This window comes from Emticicia sp. 17c (assembly GCF_037153985.1).
Lineage (GTDB): Bacteria > Bacteroidota > Bacteroidia > Cytophagales > Spirosomataceae > Emticicia.
Window position 1 is genome coordinate 189,579 of sequence record NZ_JBBAYI010000011.1, and the last position, 16,335, is coordinate 205,913.

The following is a 16,335-nucleotide window of genomic DNA, read 5'->3' on the forward strand; positions in this document are numbered from 1 at the left end:
TTGTCTCGTCAAGGGTTCGGTAAAATTATCTTTAGCCCGTCATAAGCCAGATGAATATTAGCAGGCAATTCTTTTTCTACTTCGGCATGCAAGCCCATTTTATGGCTGATATGGGTAAAATAGGTAGTAGGGGCGTTAATTTTCTGCGCTATTTCAATGGCTTGTTGTAAGGTGAAATGAGAAATATGTGGTTCACGCTGTAAGGCTCCTAATACCAACACCTCGGTACCATATATTTTTTCCATTTCTTTTTCAGGAATGTAGTTTACATCAGTAATGTACGTGAAGCCACCTACCCGAAACCCCAATACAGGTAAACGATGATGAAAGACTTCGATAGGTGTAAAGTTTACCCCTTCAATCTGAAATTGCTGATTTGTTTCTTCAGAAGCAATTTCTTGAAGATTCAGTAATGGTACACCCGGATATTTGATGTCGTCGAAGGCGTAAGCAAATTCACGTTTTAATTGATTCAACACCCGCGAATGCCCATAAAGAGTCAGGTGACGGATACCATGCAGATAATTAAAAGGCCGAACGTCGTCAAGCCCTGCTGTGTGGTCTTTGTGCTCGTGGGTATAGATAATGGCATCAAGTTGCCTGATTTGCTCGCGCAACGCTTGTTGCCTGAAATCAGGGCCAGTATCTATAACAAAACTTTTATTATTTACTTCTATCCATACAGATACCCTCAGACGTTTATCTCTGAAATCTAAAGAATTACAGACTTCACATCCACACGTAAGTACGGGAATACCTCCCGAAGTACCTGTTCCGAGAAAAGTTACTTGCATGTTGAAGGGTTGAAAGGGCAATGGAAACCATTGCCACCAGAAATATAAAAACTGTCGAAACTATTCTGTTAACCCCTTTACTACGGTTACAAGCCTATCAAAGTTCAAAGGTTTCATCAGAGCATCGTTAAAGCCTGCTACCTTGAAATCATCTTCAGAATAGTTTTTGGCGTTTCCGGTTATAGCCACTGCCGGAATATTAGCTTTTTTCTTGTCTGATAATTCACGAATAGCTTTTATACATTCCATACCATCCATAATTGGCATATTGATGTCAAGGAGCAGAATATCAAAATCTTCTTTATCAAGTAATTGCATTACTTGTTCTCCGTTTTTTACAGCGGTAATTTCAAAATTCTGAAATTCCAGAATTTTCTTGGCTAAGTTCTGAATAACTGAGCTATCTTCGGCTATCAATACTCGTTTCATTGAATGTATATATATTTTTAAGTTTGGTCTTTAAGATTTTGATGTAAAGATAAGGAAAGAAGATTTTTAACAAAACCAAATTTTACGAAAGCCTGATAAAATCTGTATTTTTGCAAAAATAATAACATAGTAATTCATTTTGACCTCCGTAAATACGCGCTTGAACCGAAACTTATCAAACGGGAAAAAAATATATTTTGCTTCTGATTTTCATTTGGGAGCTCCTAACCACCTTGATAGCCTGAATCGTGAAAAAAGGCTTGTGGCATGGCTTGAGAGTATCAGGCATGACGCTGAAATCATTTTTTTAGTTGGCGATTTGTTCGATTTCTGGTTCGAGTATCGGCGGGTAGTGCCTAAAGGGTTTGTGCGGTTTCTGGGAAAACTTGCTGAGCTGTCAGATGCTGGTATCGAAATTATTGTATTTCTGGGAAACCGAGATATGTGGATGACCGATTATTTCGAAAAAGAACTGAATATTAAAACGGTTCGCCGCCCTAAAACCTATATTTTTAATAATAAAAAATTCTATGTTGGGCATGGCGACGGCTTAGGCAAAGGCGATTACGGTTATAAACTCTTGCAAATTGTTTTTGAAGGAAAATTGCCACGTTTTTTGTTCAATCGGGTATTGCACCCTAATCTTGGGATGTGGCTTGGGCAGATATGGACCAAACATAGCTGGCGAAAAAAAAGAACCATAGAAACATACTTGGGCGACGACAAAGAGCATCTGGTCGGGTACTCAAAAGAGATTGAAGCTCAAGAACACCACGACTACTACATTTTTGGGCATCGCCACACTAAAGTAGACATCAATATTACTCCAACAGCCCGTTATATTAATCTGGGTGACTGGATATGGTACGACAGCTATGCCGTTTTTGATGGAAACGAACTTGTTTTAAAGTCTTTGAAATTTGATACTCAAGAAAACCATCAATCAGGCTCTTGAATAGATTTTATTTATCTGATGAGTGCCATACATTTCCATTAACGAGTTATTCAGTGCGTTTTCTCTGGCAGCATTGCAGAAATGAGGCAATTCAAAGGCAGTTTTAATACTTTTTAATTGAGCCTCATTGTGGCAGTTAGTTCCGAAAAAGGCCACCATATTTTTTTTGATGAGCATTTCTGCCATGTCTTGTGCCTGTTTTGAATAATACCCCGTAACTGAGCCAATATTAACCTGAAAAAGAATACCATTAAACAATAAGCGGGTGAGTGTATCGATATTGTTTAAGGAAATGTATCGTTCGGGATGTGCCAATACGGGAATGTATCCTGCTTTTTGCATCCGACGGGCTGCTTCTACTATTTCAGAAGGCTTAGTAACAAATGAAGCCTCAAATAGCAGATACTTTTTTCTCCCGCCAAACGATAAAATCTCGTTGCGTTCAATTAAATCAAATAAAGAATCTTCCAGATAATATTCGGCTGAGGCATCAAGCTCAACCTGAATATTGTAACGTTTTAAAACGCCTCTCAATAAATACAACGATTGCAGAATGTCATCATAAGAATTATTATAGAAACCACTCATTACATGAGGCGTTGCAATAATTTTCTTATATCCTAAAGCCTGAAGCCCTTTAATGATAGCAATACTTTGCTCTACACTTGAAGCCCCGTCGTCGAGTTGGGGGAGTAAGTGAGCGTGCACGTCAACAGTAAGAGGATGGTTAGCTAAGACATTTTTCTTGCCTAAAATAGATTTCTTGAACAATGTTTCAAACATTGACTTAAGTGTGTTTTTTAGTATAAATCAGGATTCAATCTTTATAACTTATATTGCCTTTCGTATTTATACTATGCGCCAACACCGTGCCAGAAAAGTACTATTATAACAGAAAAATAGCAAGCGGTAGTAAAAGCCTTTCTATCAGAGTTTTGAAAAAAAATATTTCATAAATGATTAAATTGGTATCATTTATGACAAAAAATGTTTCTTCTTTAATTTTAAAATAACTCCTTTAGCTTAGGCAGTTCAAGGTCTTTTGGGGAGATATTCGGGTGTTCAATTCCCCAGTCAATAGCAAGGTCAGGGTCATTCCAGATAATACCTCCTTCAGAAGCCTTGTTATAGAACTGAGTACATTTATAAGTAAAGAGACACTTCTCTAATGCCAGAAAACCATGAGCGAAGCCGGCCGGAATATATACCATATTTTGCAGCTCAGCATCGAGCAAAAATTTCTGATATTGGCCAAATGTAGGAGACTCAGGGCGTAGGTCAACAGCTACGTCTAACGCTTTACCAATAATTACTCTTACCAGCTTACCTTGTGCATGAGGGTCTTTCTGGAAATGTAAGCCACGTAAAACGCCTGCCGAAGACAAAGATTGGTTGTCCTGAACAAAATCAAAAGGGATGCCGTTGTCGCTAAATGCCTTTTTGTGGTAAGATTCTAAAAAATATCCTCTGTCATCACCAAAAATACGCGGATAAATTTCAATTAGGCCTTCGATTGATGTTTGTCTAAACTCCATTATTGTCTTTAGTCAATTTTTAGATTAGTAGGAATATACTACAATTTGCTTTTTGCTTGTAAAATCGCAAAATTATGAATAATCCTGCAAATTTTATCATTTAGTAATTAGCACAAAAGTAATATTTCTAAAATAATTTTATGTTACTTTTCTTATTAAATCAGTAGAATTAAGGAAATTTGCCAAAATTTTTTTAATTTATGACCAAACAAGAGCTTTTTGAGCAAATCACAAAAAAGAAATCTTATCTGTGTGTAGGGCTTGATACCGACATCAAGAAAATTCCGTCACATTTATTGCAGACCAAAGACCCTATTTTTGAATTTAACCGCCAGATTATTGATGCTACTGAAAAATATGCCGTAGCCTATAAACCTAATATTGCATTTTATGAGGCAATGGGCGCAAAAGGGTGGGAGAGCCTGCAAAAAACAATGGAATATATTCCTAACCACTGCTTTACCATTGCTGATGCCAAACGCGGCGACATCGGCAATACCTCTGGCTTATATGCACGGACTTTCTTTGACAAAAGCTCATCAGGCTTCGATTTTAATTCTGTTACAGTAGCTCCATACATGGGTCGTGATTCTGTACAGCCTTTTCTGGAATTTAAAGGTAAATGGGTAATATTACTGGCCCTTACTTCAAATATTGGTAGCCATGATTTTCAGCACCTGACCGTTGAAGCACAAGGTAAGAAAAGAGCTTTGTATGAGCAGGTAATAGTGCAGTCGCAGGAATGGGCTGATAGCGAGTCGATGATGTATGTAGTAGGGGCTACGCAGGCTAATAAACTTTCTGAAATACGCCAGCTAGCACCAGATCATTTTTTACTAGTACCAGGAGTAGGGGCGCAAGGCGGAAGCCTTGAAGATGTTTCGCGCTATGGTATGAACAAGCATTGTGGATTACTCGTGAACTCTTCGAGAGCTATTATTTATGCTTCTGCTGACAAAGATTTTGCTGCAAAAGCAACCGAAGAAGCCAAAAAAGTGCAGGAAGAAATGGAAACCTACCTTGCTGCCAAATAGTGTCTATCATTAATGCTGTTTGACTAAAATTTAACCATGACAGAGTCGTTTATTCATTACCTGTGGCAGTTTCAACAATTTAATAAAACGTTGCTGCAAACCACTAATCAGGAACCTGTGAAGGTATTTAAAACCGGAATTCTGAATACCGATGCAGGGCCTGATTTCTTAAATGCGCGTTTGCAGATTGGCGAAATAGAATGGGTAGGAAATATCGAAATACATATTAGGTCGTCTGACTGGAACCAGCATCTTCATCAATTTGATAGTGGCTACAATAATGTTATTCTGCATGTAGTGTGGGAGTACGACCAACCTATTTTACGTAAAGACGGAAGCGTGATTCCGACACTGGCACTTAAAACTATTACCGAAACAGGACTTCTGGCTAAATATCAAATGCTTGTGGCCGATGGCAATACAAATGCTATTCCTTGTGCCGAGCAATTCGGCGCGGTTTCAGAGTTATCTAAAATAGCGATACTCGACAAGGCTTTAACAAAACGCCTGATTCAGAAATCGAAGCTGGTTGAAGAGCTACTGGAAACAAATCAGGGTGACTGGGAAGAAACTACGTATCAGTTGATAGCCAGAAACTTCGGTTTTAAACTCAATTCAGAAGCTTTTTTGCGTCTGGCTCAGAATCTGCCTCTGAAAGTGCTTCAGAAACACCGCGACAGCCTTGTACAGGTAGAAGCAATGTTATTTGGGCAGTCGGGTTTGTTGACAAAAGTAGATGGCTATTCTGAAAAATTACAGCAGGAGTATGATTTCTTTGCTACAAAATTTTCGCTGAAAGAGCAGGCATTGCAGGCACATGAATGGAAACTGATGCGAACCAGACCTGCTAATTTTCCGACTATCCGAATTGCACAACTGGCAAAATTAATAGTTCAGCAAAAGAGCTTTTTTTCGTTGTTTACACAGACTGAATCTGTTGATGAATTACGGAAGGCTTTGCAAGTGGAGCAGTCAGCCTACTGGCAGGAAAACTATCATTTCGCTAAGAAAGGGGCAAAGAAAAATACAGGTTTGGGCAAGAACTCGGTAGATATTTTACTTATAAATACGGTAATACCTTTATTGGCTTGTTATGCTCAGAAAACAGATAATCAGGTGTTTATGGATAGGGCTATTGCTTTTCTGGAGTCATTTCCGGCCGAAAGCAACCATATTGTAGATACATGGAAGAGCTTGGGACTAAGCATAAAAACTGCTTTTGATGCACAAGCGAGCATTGAGTTATTTAATAATTTTTGCACCCCAAAAAAATGCCTGCAATGTAATATCGGGATAGAAATACTAAAAAAATAGCCTGATAGTTTATGTTAAAAAACGCAACTATCAGGCTTTTGAACTTAAGTCCGGTTAATCATGCCTACACCTGACACCATCAGAATAAGTCCGAGAACCGCAGGCGCAATTTTTCTGGCTCCTGATACATCGAACCCCATTACTTTGTTACTGCTCGACATAAAAGCAGCACAAGCAAAAAGTAATAGTAATAAGCCAAGTCCTGTTAATATACCTCCTAAGGTTCTTTTAAATTTTGCGCTTTCGTCGTTCATATATATTTATATTAAGATTTAGGTACAACTGATGTTCGTAACTCTTCTTTTGTTTTTACAGGTTTTAAATTAAGTTTTTCTCCTTCGGCTATCATATAGTCATAGGCTACTTCAAAATCGTTCGGAATAATACCTTCCAGAATAGCTTCTCTGATAGCTATTTTTATATTTCCTACTTCACGCGAAGGGCTCAGGTCGAAAGCCTCCATAATAATTTCGCCTGTAATAACGGGCTGGAAATTACGAAGTTTATCTTTGGCGTCCAATTCTATCAACATTTCTTCTACTTTGTCGTAGTTAGACAAGTAGCGTTTTACTTTGTTATAATCTTTTGAAGTAATATCGGCCCTGCATAAAATCATCAGTGAATCAATGTCTTCTCCGGCTTCAAAAAGTAAACGTCTTAGTGCCGAGTCACTTACGCCATCTTTTGCCAAAGCAATAGGGCGGAGGTGTAACCTGACCAGATTCTTAACCATGCGCATTTTGCTATCTAAAGGAAGTTTTAGTTTCCTGAAAAGAGCAGGCACCATTTTAGCTCCCAGTTCTTCGTGTCCGTGGAAAGTCCACCCCGCTTTCGGATGAAAACGTTTTGTGGCAGGCTTGGCAATATCATGCAGAATTGCTGCCCAGCGAAGCCATAAATCATCTGATTTTATAGCTACGTTATCGAGTACCTGCAAGGTATGGTAAAAGTTATCTTTATGACCTTTGCCATCCATGGTTTCTACGCCTTGTAATTCGCAGAATTCAGGAAAAATAATTTGTAGCAAACCGGTATAAAATAATAGCTTGAAGCCATAAGAAGGCGTACGCGAAAGTATGATTTTATTTAATTCTTCAATGATACGCTCCTGCGATACAATACCGATGCGGTCTTTCATGGCTGCAATGGCATCAAACGTAGTGCCTTCAATATCAAAACCCAGTTGAGAGGCAAACCTGATGGCGCGCATCATACGAAGAGGGTCATCAGAAAACGTAATTTCAGGGTTAAGTGGCGTGCGTATAGTTTTTTTCTGTAAATCATTTACGCCATCGAAAGGGTCAATTAACTGGCCAAAATCTTTAAGGTTTAACGAAATACCCATGGCATTGATGGTAAAATCACGCCTGTTCTGGTCGTCTTCCAGCGTGCCGTCTTCAACCAGCGGTTTTCTGGAGTCATGTCTGTATGATTCTTTTCTGGCACCAACAAATTCTATTTCTAGGTCATTGAATTTAATCTGGGCAGTACCAAAATTCTTGAAAAAACTTACATGTACGTTATTGCCCAATTTACTGGCTACTTTTTCGGCAAGCCCTATGCCACTTCCTAAACAAACTATGTCAATGTCTTTATTAGCGCGTTTAAGTAATAAGTCTCTTACATAGCCACCAATTACATAGGCTTCAATGCCCAATTCGGTGGCCGACTGGGCAATTACTTCAAAAATTGGCTCACTATTTATAATCTCTTTGAAATTCATACTTGTTGTGTTACTTCAGAAAACAACCATCAAATGTGGTATTTGGTTTTATTTGTCATTGTCGGGAAAACTAATATACAGAAAACACGCAATTTAAAGACTTTAAGGAAGGATATAAAAAAAAATTAGACGATAATTTATCGCCTAATTCAGATATAGCAATAAAATAATAGCATTTACTTGGCAAGTTCGGTTGCCAGTACCATTCTGATTTTAAGTTTTGCCCCTAACGACATGGCATCTACTAAATCCTGTACGGTCAATGAACTTTCTGCTCTGAGTACAACGGTTGGTTCGTCCATTTTGCTGGTAGCTTCAACGAGCCTTGCTTCTAATTCAGGAAAAGGCACCGGAGTATTGTTAATGTAATATACTTTGTCTTTAGTAATACTTAACGAAACCGGTTGCTTACTTACATCGTGCGTTGATTTCGACGATTTGGGCAATAACAACTTGATTACGTTAGGATTCCCAAGCGTTGATATAATAAGGAAGAACAACAGCAGAAAAAACATGATGTCGTTTAACGATGCTGTTGATACTTCGGCTTCAAATCTTCTTTGTCTTTTGAGTCTCATGATGATAATGAGTGAATGATTAATACCTTATCTGACAGGCTCGTTGAGGGTATCAAGGAAATCCATTACGGTAGCTTGCAGATGTATACTGAATTTGTCAATCATCATGTTAATGCCATGATAACCCGAATAAGCAATTACTCCAACTACAAGACCTGTAAACGAAGAAATCATTTTTTCGTAAAGACCATTGGCAATAATTTCAATGGTAAAGTTTCCTGTGGCAGCAATATCATAGAAAATTCTGATGATACCTGAAATAGTACCAATAAACCCAAGGATTGGAGCAACCCCCGCAATCAGACCCAGATACCCAATGTTTTTTTCCATCTTAGATATTTCAAGGTTTGATTGTATCTCCATAGCACTTTGAATGTCTTCAACGGGGCGGCCAATACGTGTAATACCTTTTTCAAGGATTCGTGAAATAGGCAGATTGGTGCTTTTACAAAGGGTGATGGCTGTACGTAAATCGCCGCGTAAAATATTGTCTTTTAGAGTTCTTAAAAAGCCAAAATCAATGTTTGAAGCCGCTTTGATAAACAAATAGCGTTCGACAATAAAAAATATGGCTAAAAACAACAAGAATAATAAAGGGTAGATAACAACGCCACCTTTCAATAAAAGGCTTAAATAATTAATTGATTCGACATTTGCTGCAGTTGAAGTTGAGTCGGGAACTTGAAGCAAAATTGGTTGTAGCATGAGGCAAAGATTATAGGTTTTCGATATAAACTTTTTGAAAGCTGTATTTAGTATGCAAGTTAGTTCTTTTTTTATTCTAAACTTGAAGATTAGTACCGAAAGTTACTGGCAGACCATTTTTGAGGCACAAAAAAACCTTCTGCCAGCTATTGTACCGTGCTAGCAGAAGGCAGCTATAAAGGAGCTATTATTCCATAGCTTTTAAAGCTTGCTTCATGTTGTATATCTGACGTTTTTTCTGTAAAATTACCGGAGCCGCTACACGCTCTTTACAATCAAAAAGACTGCAACGTTCGCAGGTTTGGTTTACATCACGCACGGGTATTTTGGGGTCGTTCAGGAATTTGAATTTTGCCCGTAGTTTATCGTCCATTTCAAAGCCCATTGTAACACTTATATTCAAGTGAGAAATAATGTTCAGCGGGCGAGCCATCGACATTACAAAATACTGGCTTTTTGAATCAACATAATTTGAAATCTGTACGCCTACCAGTGGGTCTTTTATTTCACTTTTTTGTTGCAAATCCGACACATCATCTAATATATTCAGCGAAATCCAGCGGCGGCAGTAATGTTCCTGTTGGGTTTCATGAGGGGTATGGCGTTTTGAAAGGTGCATTTCTTTGGTAAGGTGATAATCTTTTTTGCCGGCAGGTGCTTCAAACCGTAGGAAAAAAATACCATCAATACCAAAGTACTTGGGCAATACGTTGCTGATTCGGTGGTAAAGGGTTTCTGGTGTAGCCTGAAAATGCTCTGCGAGGTCAATCAGGGTTTTATCATTCCATGTTTCCTGGCTAAAAAGATGTTCTAGTTTTTCAAGTAGTTTTTCTCTACGAATCAGAATTGCACCTGCAAAATAAGATGCCTTGAAGTTATTCAGTATCTCTTCAAAAGACTTTACCTCAACCCATGAAGAAGTGTAGGGGCGGTCTTTCATTTTCATGTACAGGAACCCCAACTCACGGCCAAGTGTAAAGGCTCGTTGGTCTGAAGTAATACGTTTATTAATAAGTAAAGTGTTGGTTTTAGGCAAAAAAACCGAACGTATATTAATAATATGGGGGTAGTCTTCTTCGTCGAAGTATTTTATCGTGAAACCATATTTATCTGTGAGCAGATTAGATAAATAAAATTCATCAATTTGTTGGTCGGGGCTTATTTTGTTTTCTGCAAGAAACTGGTCGACTGCGTCTTCGAGTTCAGGAAAGTAATTATCGTGCATTTCCTGATATGACCTCAAAACTGCAAAATAGAACTGCTCGACGGTCATGTTATAATTACGCCCTATTTCAATAATGGTACTGATAAAAGCACTAAGTTTTGTAGGGGCACCGGAGAGAAGTTCGAGGAGGTCGGCAGGAGAGATTCCAAAAATTTCAAAGGGAAGTTCAGTCAGAAAATTTGAATGCAGCAGTTCTGAAATAGGTTCGAGTTTTTTATTGAGTTTGAGAGAAACCAGACTGTCGTAGTCGACACCCATCGCTTCGGCTAGTGCAACAATTTTATCAGACTTCGGATATTTTTTGCCTTTTTCAATTTCATTTATATACGACATCGAAAGCCCTGACTTCTGGGCTAGGTCGGTGAGTGACATCCCCTTGTCGAGACGCAGTTGTTTTAGTTTCAGTCCAAATACTAGGCGGATGTTATCGGTATTAAGGCTCATTTATAGTTGATTGGTACTTTTAGTATAAGTAAAAATACTTAGTGTTGATGAATGCGGTTAAGTTTGTTATAAAGATAGGCAAAAAACTCAGGATACACCTAAAGAATTGGATAAAAGAAAGACAAATTTATTAATAAACTAAGATTAAACCATAAAAAAACCTCCATTCTTATCAGATGGAGGTTAAATTATAAATATTATGTTGTCAGGCTCTTATACTAGCTGGCGTTGTTTATCGCTCATTTTAAAGCCTTTCAAAACTTGTTCTTTATTAAATACGCCTTCTTTTTCGAGTACTTCGATATATTCGGCCAGCAAATCAACCAGATTGACAACGTCTTCAACTGTTTGGTAAAGGCTTAACGAAATACGGAAACCTGAATGTTTTACAGGAACCGCCGGAACTGTTGACGGGCTTAGTAGGAAATCTTTGCTCATCAGAAACTGAGAAAAACGAATCAGTAATTCTACACTACCAAGACCCAAAAAGAACTGTGGTGTGTGCGCATAATTAATTACCGGAAGGTTAAACTCTTTAGACTTTTGTGCAAAAACATTAATTAATTCGTTCAGGCGCATTTGTCTTTCGTAAATTTCGTCAGATAAATGAATATCAGCAATGCAAGATGCCGCAGTTATACCAGCGTGTAGTGTCGGAGCCGAGAATCGGAGCGCGCCACCACAGTTATAAACGGTTTGCTTGGTTAACTGATTCGGAAAAATCAGCGCAGAACTAAATGCACCAAAACCTTTATTTAATGATGTAATAACATATAATTTCTCATGGCGGGGTATGTTGTGTAAGGCAAATCCTTTACCGTTTTCGCCAATCCAACTCATGCCGTGGGCATCATCAATATAAGCTCTGAATTTTTCGTATGTATTTAGCAATGCCTCAACATCCTTTAAAGGAGCGGTGTCGCCGTGCATTGAGTAAACGCTATCGGCCAGATACCAGACATTGTCGTATTTTTCGCTTAGAATTTTTATTCTTCTTTCCAGCATCTCCATTTGGCTGTGCTTAATCATTTCAACATGATAGCCATCAGCTTTTAAATTATTAGCTGCAAGCTGAACACTTTCATGAACAAACTGGTCAAGAATAATTGCATCGTTTCTACCGATGATAACAGGGAGGTAGGCAAAATGCCCTAGTGTGGTACTTGAAGCAAGAAATGTGGGCAAACCAAAAATCTTCTCTAATTTATCTTCCAGTTCAAGATAGTGGTCAAACGACATATACATTCTCGAAATGGAAGTTTGCATTCCATACTTTCTGATGCCTTCAATGGCGGCCTCTTTCACTCTCTCATCGTTTTCGAAAGCAAGATAATTATTCGACATAAAACTGACATAAGATTTTCCATCTATTGAAATCTTACGGCTCGATTCTCCGTCTTGCTGTGCCTTCACCTGAATGAGTCCGAGGTCGCGAGCTGTACTGAAAACGTCATTCACATACAACATCTGTTTTGGCAGGTCTTTCATAAAATTGATTTTTAGGTTATCGTAATGGCTATTTTTTTCTGAAAATGGGGACTTATTTTCGGATATAAAGATTGTCAAAAAATGTACCAATATTTAAAAAAAATGTGTGAAACCGATAAATGGCGTTAAAATGTGGATAAGTGGCTGTAAAAAGTTTGTTTTGGAAGGTGTATTGAAAAAAAAATCGAATTTTTTTTTAAAATTTAAAACATATAGTATATATTTAGCACATGTTTTGATATACTATTAGCCATGAAGTGTTATATCAAAACCCTTCTATCCGTTTGATGTTCAAGTTTTTAAATCTCAATTTTTATCATCGAGATTTATTGGACTTATTTTTGTTACAATAAATGTATTGCCAAACCTTGTTAATTATAAATTGATAGATTATTCTGACTAATGCAAAGAGTAGTTACTATATTATTAGCCATATTAGTAATGTACAATATCTATGCTTTCTTGTATCAAGATAGCCTGGCTCTGCTCATTGGTAGCACACTATTAATGCCAATGATTGGGGTATACTACGGGTTTGCACGTAAATGGGAGCATTCAGGTGTTGATAAACTAGTATATTTTGCGTATGTATTGGGTGGTTTTGCTGATGCCACCATTATTATTAATTATAAAAATAATGGTGAACTTACTCAGATTACTCTGGCTTGTATTGTGCATTTGGTTTACATTATTATATTTCAGAAAGAAGGAACACACGTATATAGCCTTGAGCGTAAAAACCTCTTAAAATTGGCTATTCCGGCAGGATTTGTATTTTTCTTTTTTGGTTTTGTTTTATTGAAGGTAATTCCTGATACTGTTTTTCTGATTACAGTGCTATATGCTTTTGAATTGTTTGTGTTGGTGGTGCTTGGGTACTTCAGACCTGTGAACAAAAAAAGCTACTGGATAGGGGCCATCGGGGTATCTCTCATCCTGATTAAAGACGTATTTTATAGCGATTACCATTTTATTACACAGAATATATTTGTGCACTCGCTCATGGATATTACCAATGCGCTGGCTTATTATTGTATTGCCTGGAGTGTTGCTGTAAATCAGAACGATAAATCTTCGGTGCCGAATTATGTAGGAATTGTATCTAAATTCCTGAAATTTTTAAAAAAAACAAATTTGGTCAAGTTTTTCGCCCTCAAAATCCTGAATGCTAGGTATCAGCTCATGATTATTTACCGTAATTACTTATCGTAAACAAGACACTTTCAGATACTTGCGTCAAGAAACTTTTGTAACAGGCTTTTGGTTATAAAACCAGTACAAAAGTTAAATATAATGAACTGGCAGCATATCAACGACGAATTACAGTTAGACGAAATCAAACAAAAATCTTTTGACCATCCGGTTTTGCTTTTCAAGCATAGTACTACTTGTTCAATAAGTGCCACCTCTCTAGGGCGCATAGAAAGAGCTTGGGACGACACAAAAGCTAAGAATATTGAACCCTTTTATCTGGATTTACTGCGTTACAGAAGTATTTCTAACAAAATTGCCAAAGACTTTGCTATTGAGCATCAATCGCCGCAAGTTTTGTTAATTCAGGATGGTAAATGCGTATATGATGCCTCTCATTTTGACATCAGATTTGACGAAATTGTAAGCCAAGTAGCTTAATTATAAAAACAAAAAGGAGAAGTTTCATCGCTTCTCCTTTCTGTTTTTTGGGTGAGATAACAACCCGTCAGGCTGGTTCGGCAACATGCCATTTAAAATTGAAAACCTGCTCAATATCTGGGTGTAAACTTAAAGCCACAGGGCAGGTGTGGGCAACACGTATATACTTTTGCTTTATTTCTTCTGTTAACTCTTCAGGGGTTTGCATCATAAAATTAACTTCTATTTTCGCAATTCTACGTGGCAATTCGGCCGACATTACTTTGGTTACTTCAATGGTAGAACCCGAAAAGTCAATTTCATCGCGGCGTGCAGTAATTCCCATGATGGTCATGGCACAACTGCCTAATGAGGTAGCCGTTAGGTCAGTAGGCGAAAAAGCCTCACCTTTGCCGTGGTTATCGGTAGGAGCGTCAGTAATGATTTCAACACCCGATTGCAAATGAGTAGCCTGTGTGCGTAGTTCGCCCAGATAAATAATTTTAGAAGTTGGCATTTTTATGATGTTTTTAATAAATTCTATGCTATTCTTTGAATAATACCTCTCAAAATTACGTTTAAATTAAGTATTTTTCAAGAAACTGAGCAACCACCTAACAAATTTGTCATTTTTAATGTTTGTATTTATAAAAAAGAATTTATCTTTATCTATTGATATCGGTAATAGACGGAAAATAAATATTTCACCCGTGAGAATAAGTTTACTAAGTATAATGCTGCTGCTTGTCGTGACAAGTAGTTTTGCACAACGCAAATCTTCGACAGCGAAAAAAACTGAAACCAAATCGGAGACCAAGAAAGAAGATTATAAGATGTTTGCTTATGGGCTAACTACTAATACCAATTCGGGTTTATTAGGGGGCTTGGTGGTGCGTCATTCCAAAGCAATTGGCCGATACAAAGACTACCCTATGCACCAGTATATTGCTTTTGAGGCTGTAAATATTAAACACCCAAAAGAAAGAGTGGAACCAAGCACTATTGCTAATCGTTATATTCGAGGAAAAAGAAACTACTTTTTCTCTCTACGCCCCGAATACGGCAGAGAAATAGTATATTTTAAGCAAAACGGAGATGATGGTATCGGTATTAGTGTAATTGTAGCCGGTGGGCCGTCTATTGGTTTACAAAAACCTTATTATATCAAGTATGATGTAAATGGGCGTGGTTCCATAGATATAGTGCAGTATGACCCTAATATTCATGATAAAGACCCCAACAGAATACAAGGAGCAGCCGGAATCTGGCAAGACCTTTTCGTGGGTATGAAGCTAAACCCGGGTTTTCATGCGAAACTGGCCGCAAATATTGACATGAACACTTTCAATAATAGCATGACAGGTGTTGAAATTGGCGTTACTGCCGAACTTTTCAGCAAAACCCCTGAAATCATGTCAAACCAGCTTACAACCAATTCACGCTTTTATACTGCAGGTTACCTGACTATTTACTTTGGTAACAAAAAGCAAAAACAGAAATAAGCAAATACGATATTTTACTTTCAGTTAGCCTTAAAAAATAATACTTTTGTGTCTTTGTAGGGGTATTACCCAGAACTTAAGTTATTAGAGCAATGACAGAATCACCCGTTGTAAGTACCGAACAACGAACTCGCCGCCCGGATTGGTTGAGGGTTAAGTTGCCTATCGGCGAAAATTTCAAAAAAGTACGTAGTTTAGTTGACGAGCATAAGTTGCACACCATTTGCCAGTCAGGTAATTGCCCTAATATGGGTGAATGCTGGGGCGAGGGTACGGCAACCTTTATGATTTTAGGAAATGTGTGTACACGTAGCTGTACTTTTTGCGCCGTAGCTACGGGTCGCCCGAACGAATATGATACCGACGAGCCACGCCGTGTTGCAGAAGCCATTAAACTGATGCAGGTAAAACACGCAGTGATTACATCGGTAAATCGGGATGAATTGAAAGATAAAGGGGCCGAAATATGGTATCAGACTGTAAGGGCAGTGAAGGAAATGTCGCCACAGACAACTATTGAGACACTAATCCCTGATACAAAAGGTAACTGGGAAGCACTTTACAGAATGATTTCAGCAGGACAAGAGGTTGTTTCGCACAATATGGAAACCGTAGAGCGTTTGTACCGGAATGTACGCCCACAAGCCAAATACAGCCGTAGTCTGGAACAAACCCGTAGAACAAAAGAGTTTGGCAAACGCACTAAAACCGGCATTATGTTGGGCTTAGGCGAAACACAAGAGGAGGTTTTTAAGGCAATGGACGATTTGGCTGATAACGGGCTGGATATTCTGACGCTGGGGCAATATTTGCAACCTACCAAAATGCACCATGAAGTAATAGAGTTTATTCATCCTGATACTTTTGCGATGTATCGTGAAGAAGGGTTGAAACGTGGTATTAAATACGTAGAGTCAGGGCCGTTGGTACGTTCGAGTTATCATGCTGAAAGACACGTTCATGTGTAAAAAATTATCGACAAAACACTAAACCTCACA

Annotated in this window: 18 protein-coding genes; 7 read left to right on the forward strand and 11 right to left on the reverse strand. The window is 38.1% G+C overall.

Annotated features, from left to right (window positions below; genetic code table 11):
• Nucleotides 1-8: 8 nt before the first annotated feature.
• On the reverse strand, nt 9-794 hold the full coding sequence (locus WAA15_RS19790) for an MBL fold metallo-hydrolase (protein ID WP_337044565.1): 786 nt from the start codon (nt 792-794) through the stop codon (nt 9-11).
• Nucleotides 795-854: 60 nt separating this feature from the next.
• Nucleotides 855-1,232 carry a response regulator gene (locus WAA15_RS19795; protein WP_337044608.1) on the reverse strand — a complete coding sequence of 126 codons (378 nt, stop codon included), beginning with the start codon at nt 1,230-1,232 and terminating at the stop codon, nt 855-857.
• 151 nt (nt 1,233-1,383) lie between these two features.
• Between WAA15_RS19795 and WAA15_RS19800 the strand changes: the two genes are divergently transcribed.
• Nucleotides 1,384-2,178, forward strand: a complete 795-nt coding sequence (locus tag WAA15_RS19800) for a UDP-2,3-diacylglucosamine diphosphatase (RefSeq protein WP_337044566.1) — start codon at nt 1,384-1,386, stop codon at nt 2,176-2,178.
• On the opposite strand, the gene WAA15_RS19805 is transcribed toward WAA15_RS19800, so the two are convergent.
• Nucleotides 2,167-2,961, reverse strand: a complete 795-nt coding sequence (locus WAA15_RS19805; RefSeq protein ID WP_337044567.1) for a tyrosine-protein phosphatase — start codon at nt 2,959-2,961, stop codon at nt 2,167-2,169. The genes WAA15_RS19800 and WAA15_RS19805 overlap by 12 nt on opposite strands.
• 221 nt (nt 2,962-3,182) lie before the next feature.
• A complete protein-coding gene (rfbC, locus tag WAA15_RS19810; RefSeq protein WP_337044568.1) occupies nt 3,183-3,713 on the reverse strand; it encodes a dTDP-4-dehydrorhamnose 3,5-epimerase in 531 nt (176 codons plus the stop codon).
• 200 nt (nt 3,714-3,913) lie between these two features.
• On the opposite strand from rfbC, the gene pyrF reads away from it, so the two are divergent.
• Nucleotides 3,914-4,747 (forward strand): orotidine-5'-phosphate decarboxylase, encoded by an 834-nt coding sequence (gene pyrF, locus WAA15_RS19815; RefSeq protein WP_337044569.1) that lies wholly within the window; start codon nt 3,914-3,916, stop codon nt 4,745-4,747.
• A 36-nt stretch (nt 4,748-4,783) separates the two neighbouring features.
• Nucleotides 4,784-6,061 carry a DUF2851 family protein gene (locus WAA15_RS19820; RefSeq protein ID WP_337044570.1) on the forward strand — a complete coding sequence of 426 codons (1,278 nt, stop codon included), beginning with the start codon at nt 4,784-4,786 and terminating at the stop codon, nt 6,059-6,061.
• A 44-nt stretch (nt 6,062-6,105) separates the two neighbouring features.
• On the opposite strand, the gene WAA15_RS19825 is transcribed toward WAA15_RS19820, so the two are convergent.
• From WAA15_RS19825 to WAA15_RS19850, 6 genes are all read right to left on the reverse strand, one after another.
• Nucleotides 6,106-6,315, reverse strand: a complete 210-nt coding sequence (locus WAA15_RS19825) for a hypothetical protein (protein ID WP_337044571.1) — start codon at nt 6,313-6,315, stop codon at nt 6,106-6,108.
• Nucleotides 6,316-6,326: 11 nt separating this feature from the next.
• Entirely contained in the window at nt 6,327-7,784 is a 1,458-nt protein-coding gene (locus WAA15_RS19830; protein ID WP_337044572.1) for a CCA tRNA nucleotidyltransferase, read from the reverse strand.
• A gap of 176 nt (nt 7,785-7,960) precedes the next feature.
• Nucleotides 7,961-8,362 carry an ExbD/TolR family protein gene (locus tag WAA15_RS19835; protein WP_337044573.1) on the reverse strand — a complete coding sequence of 134 codons (402 nt, stop codon included), beginning with the start codon at nt 8,360-8,362 and terminating at the stop codon, nt 7,961-7,963.
• 27 nt (nt 8,363-8,389) lie between these two features.
• Complete coding sequence (locus WAA15_RS19840) at nt 8,390-9,067, reverse strand: MotA/TolQ/ExbB proton channel family protein (protein ID WP_337044574.1); 678 nt, start codon at nt 9,065-9,067, stop codon at nt 8,390-8,392.
• 187 nt (nt 9,068-9,254) lie between these two features.
• On the reverse strand, nt 9,255-10,736 hold the full coding sequence (locus WAA15_RS19845; protein ID WP_337044575.1) for a helix-turn-helix domain-containing protein: 1,482 nt from the start codon (nt 10,734-10,736) through the stop codon (nt 9,255-9,257).
• 213 nt (nt 10,737-10,949) lie between these two features.
• Nucleotides 10,950-12,224 carry an aminotransferase class I/II-fold pyridoxal phosphate-dependent enzyme gene (locus WAA15_RS19850; RefSeq protein WP_337044576.1) on the reverse strand — a complete coding sequence of 425 codons (1,275 nt, stop codon included), beginning with the start codon at nt 12,222-12,224 and terminating at the stop codon, nt 10,950-10,952.
• A gap of 402 nt (nt 12,225-12,626) precedes the next feature.
• Here WAA15_RS19850 and WAA15_RS19855 point away from each other — a divergent pair, with 402 nt between their 5' ends.
• Both WAA15_RS19855 and ytxJ read left to right on the forward strand, forming a co-directional pair.
• Nucleotides 12,627-13,436: a hypothetical protein gene (locus WAA15_RS19855; RefSeq protein WP_337044577.1), complete on the forward strand. Its 810-nt coding sequence runs from the start codon at nt 12,627-12,629 to the stop codon at nt 13,434-13,436.
• A gap of 81 nt (nt 13,437-13,517) precedes the next feature.
• The gene (ytxJ, locus tag WAA15_RS19860) at nt 13,518-13,856 is read left to right on the forward strand and encodes a bacillithiol system redox-active protein YtxJ (RefSeq protein WP_337044578.1); all 339 of its coding nucleotides are present in this window, start codon (nt 13,518-13,520) and stop codon (nt 13,854-13,856) included.
• 67 nt (nt 13,857-13,923) lie between these two features.
• On the opposite strand, the gene WAA15_RS19865 is transcribed toward ytxJ, so the two are convergent.
• Nucleotides 13,924-14,352, reverse strand: coding sequence for an OsmC family protein (locus WAA15_RS19865; protein WP_337044579.1), 429 nt, complete (start codon nt 14,350-14,352; stop codon nt 13,924-13,926).
• Nucleotides 14,353-14,545: 193 nt separating this feature from the next.
• On the opposite strand from WAA15_RS19865, the gene WAA15_RS19870 reads away from it, so the two are divergent.
• The gene (locus tag WAA15_RS19870; RefSeq protein WP_337044580.1) at nt 14,546-15,337 is read left to right on the forward strand and encodes a hypothetical protein; all 792 of its coding nucleotides are present in this window, start codon (nt 14,546-14,548) and stop codon (nt 15,335-15,337) included.
• Nucleotides 15,338-15,429: 92 nt separating this feature from the next.
• On the forward strand, nt 15,430-16,305 hold the full coding sequence (lipA, locus tag WAA15_RS19875; protein WP_337044581.1) for a lipoyl synthase: 876 nt from the start codon (nt 15,430-15,432) through the stop codon (nt 16,303-16,305).
• Nucleotides 16,306-16,335: the final 30 nt, after the last annotated feature.

Bases quoted from the DNA above. Each gene is read 5' to 3' on its own strand.
- WAA15_RS19825 (WP_337044571.1), bottom strand. From the start codon at position 6,315: ATGAACGACGAAAGCGCAAAATTTAAAAGAACCTTAGGAGGTATATTA.
- WAA15_RS19850 (WP_337044576.1), bottom strand. From the start codon at position 12,224: ATGAAAGACCTGCCAAAACAGATGTTGTATGTGAATGACGTTTTCAGT.
- WAA15_RS19845 (WP_337044575.1), bottom strand. From the start codon at position 10,736: ATGAGCCTTAATACCGATAACATCCGCCTAGTATTTGGACTGAAACTA.
- lipA (WP_337044581.1), top strand. From the start codon at position 15,430: ATGACAGAATCACCCGTTGTAAGTACCGAACAACGAACTCGCCGCCCG.
- WAA15_RS19835 (WP_337044573.1), bottom strand. From the start codon at position 8,362: ATGAGACTCAAAAGACAAAGAAGATTTGAAGCCGAAGTATCAACAGCA.
- WAA15_RS19865 (WP_337044579.1), bottom strand. From the start codon at position 14,352: ATGCCAACTTCTAAAATTATTTATCTGGGCGAACTACGCACACAGGCT.
- WAA15_RS19820 (WP_337044570.1), top strand. From the start codon at position 4,784: ATGACAGAGTCGTTTATTCATTACCTGTGGCAGTTTCAACAATTTAAT.
- WAA15_RS19805 (WP_337044567.1), bottom strand. From the start codon at position 2,961: ATGTTTGAAACATTGTTCAAGAAATCTATTTTAGGCAAGAAAAATGTC.
- pyrF (WP_337044569.1), top strand. From the start codon at position 3,914: ATGACCAAACAAGAGCTTTTTGAGCAAATCACAAAAAAGAAATCTTAT.
- WAA15_RS19790 (WP_337044565.1), bottom strand. From the start codon at position 794: ATGCAAGTAACTTTTCTCGGAACAGGTACTTCGGGAGGTATTCCCGTA.
- rfbC (WP_337044568.1), bottom strand. From the start codon at position 3,713: ATGGAGTTTAGACAAACATCAATCGAAGGCCTAATTGAAATTTATCCG.
- WAA15_RS19840 (WP_337044574.1), bottom strand. From the start codon at position 9,067: ATGCTACAACCAATTTTGCTTCAAGTTCCCGACTCAACTTCAACTGCA.
- WAA15_RS19855 (WP_337044577.1), top strand. From the start codon at position 12,627: ATGCAAAGAGTAGTTACTATATTATTAGCCATATTAGTAATGTACAAT.
- ytxJ (WP_337044578.1), top strand. From the start codon at position 13,518: ATGAACTGGCAGCATATCAACGACGAATTACAGTTAGACGAAATCAAA.
- WAA15_RS19830 (WP_337044572.1), bottom strand. From the start codon at position 7,784: ATGAATTTCAAAGAGATTATAAATAGTGAGCCAATTTTTGAAGTAATT.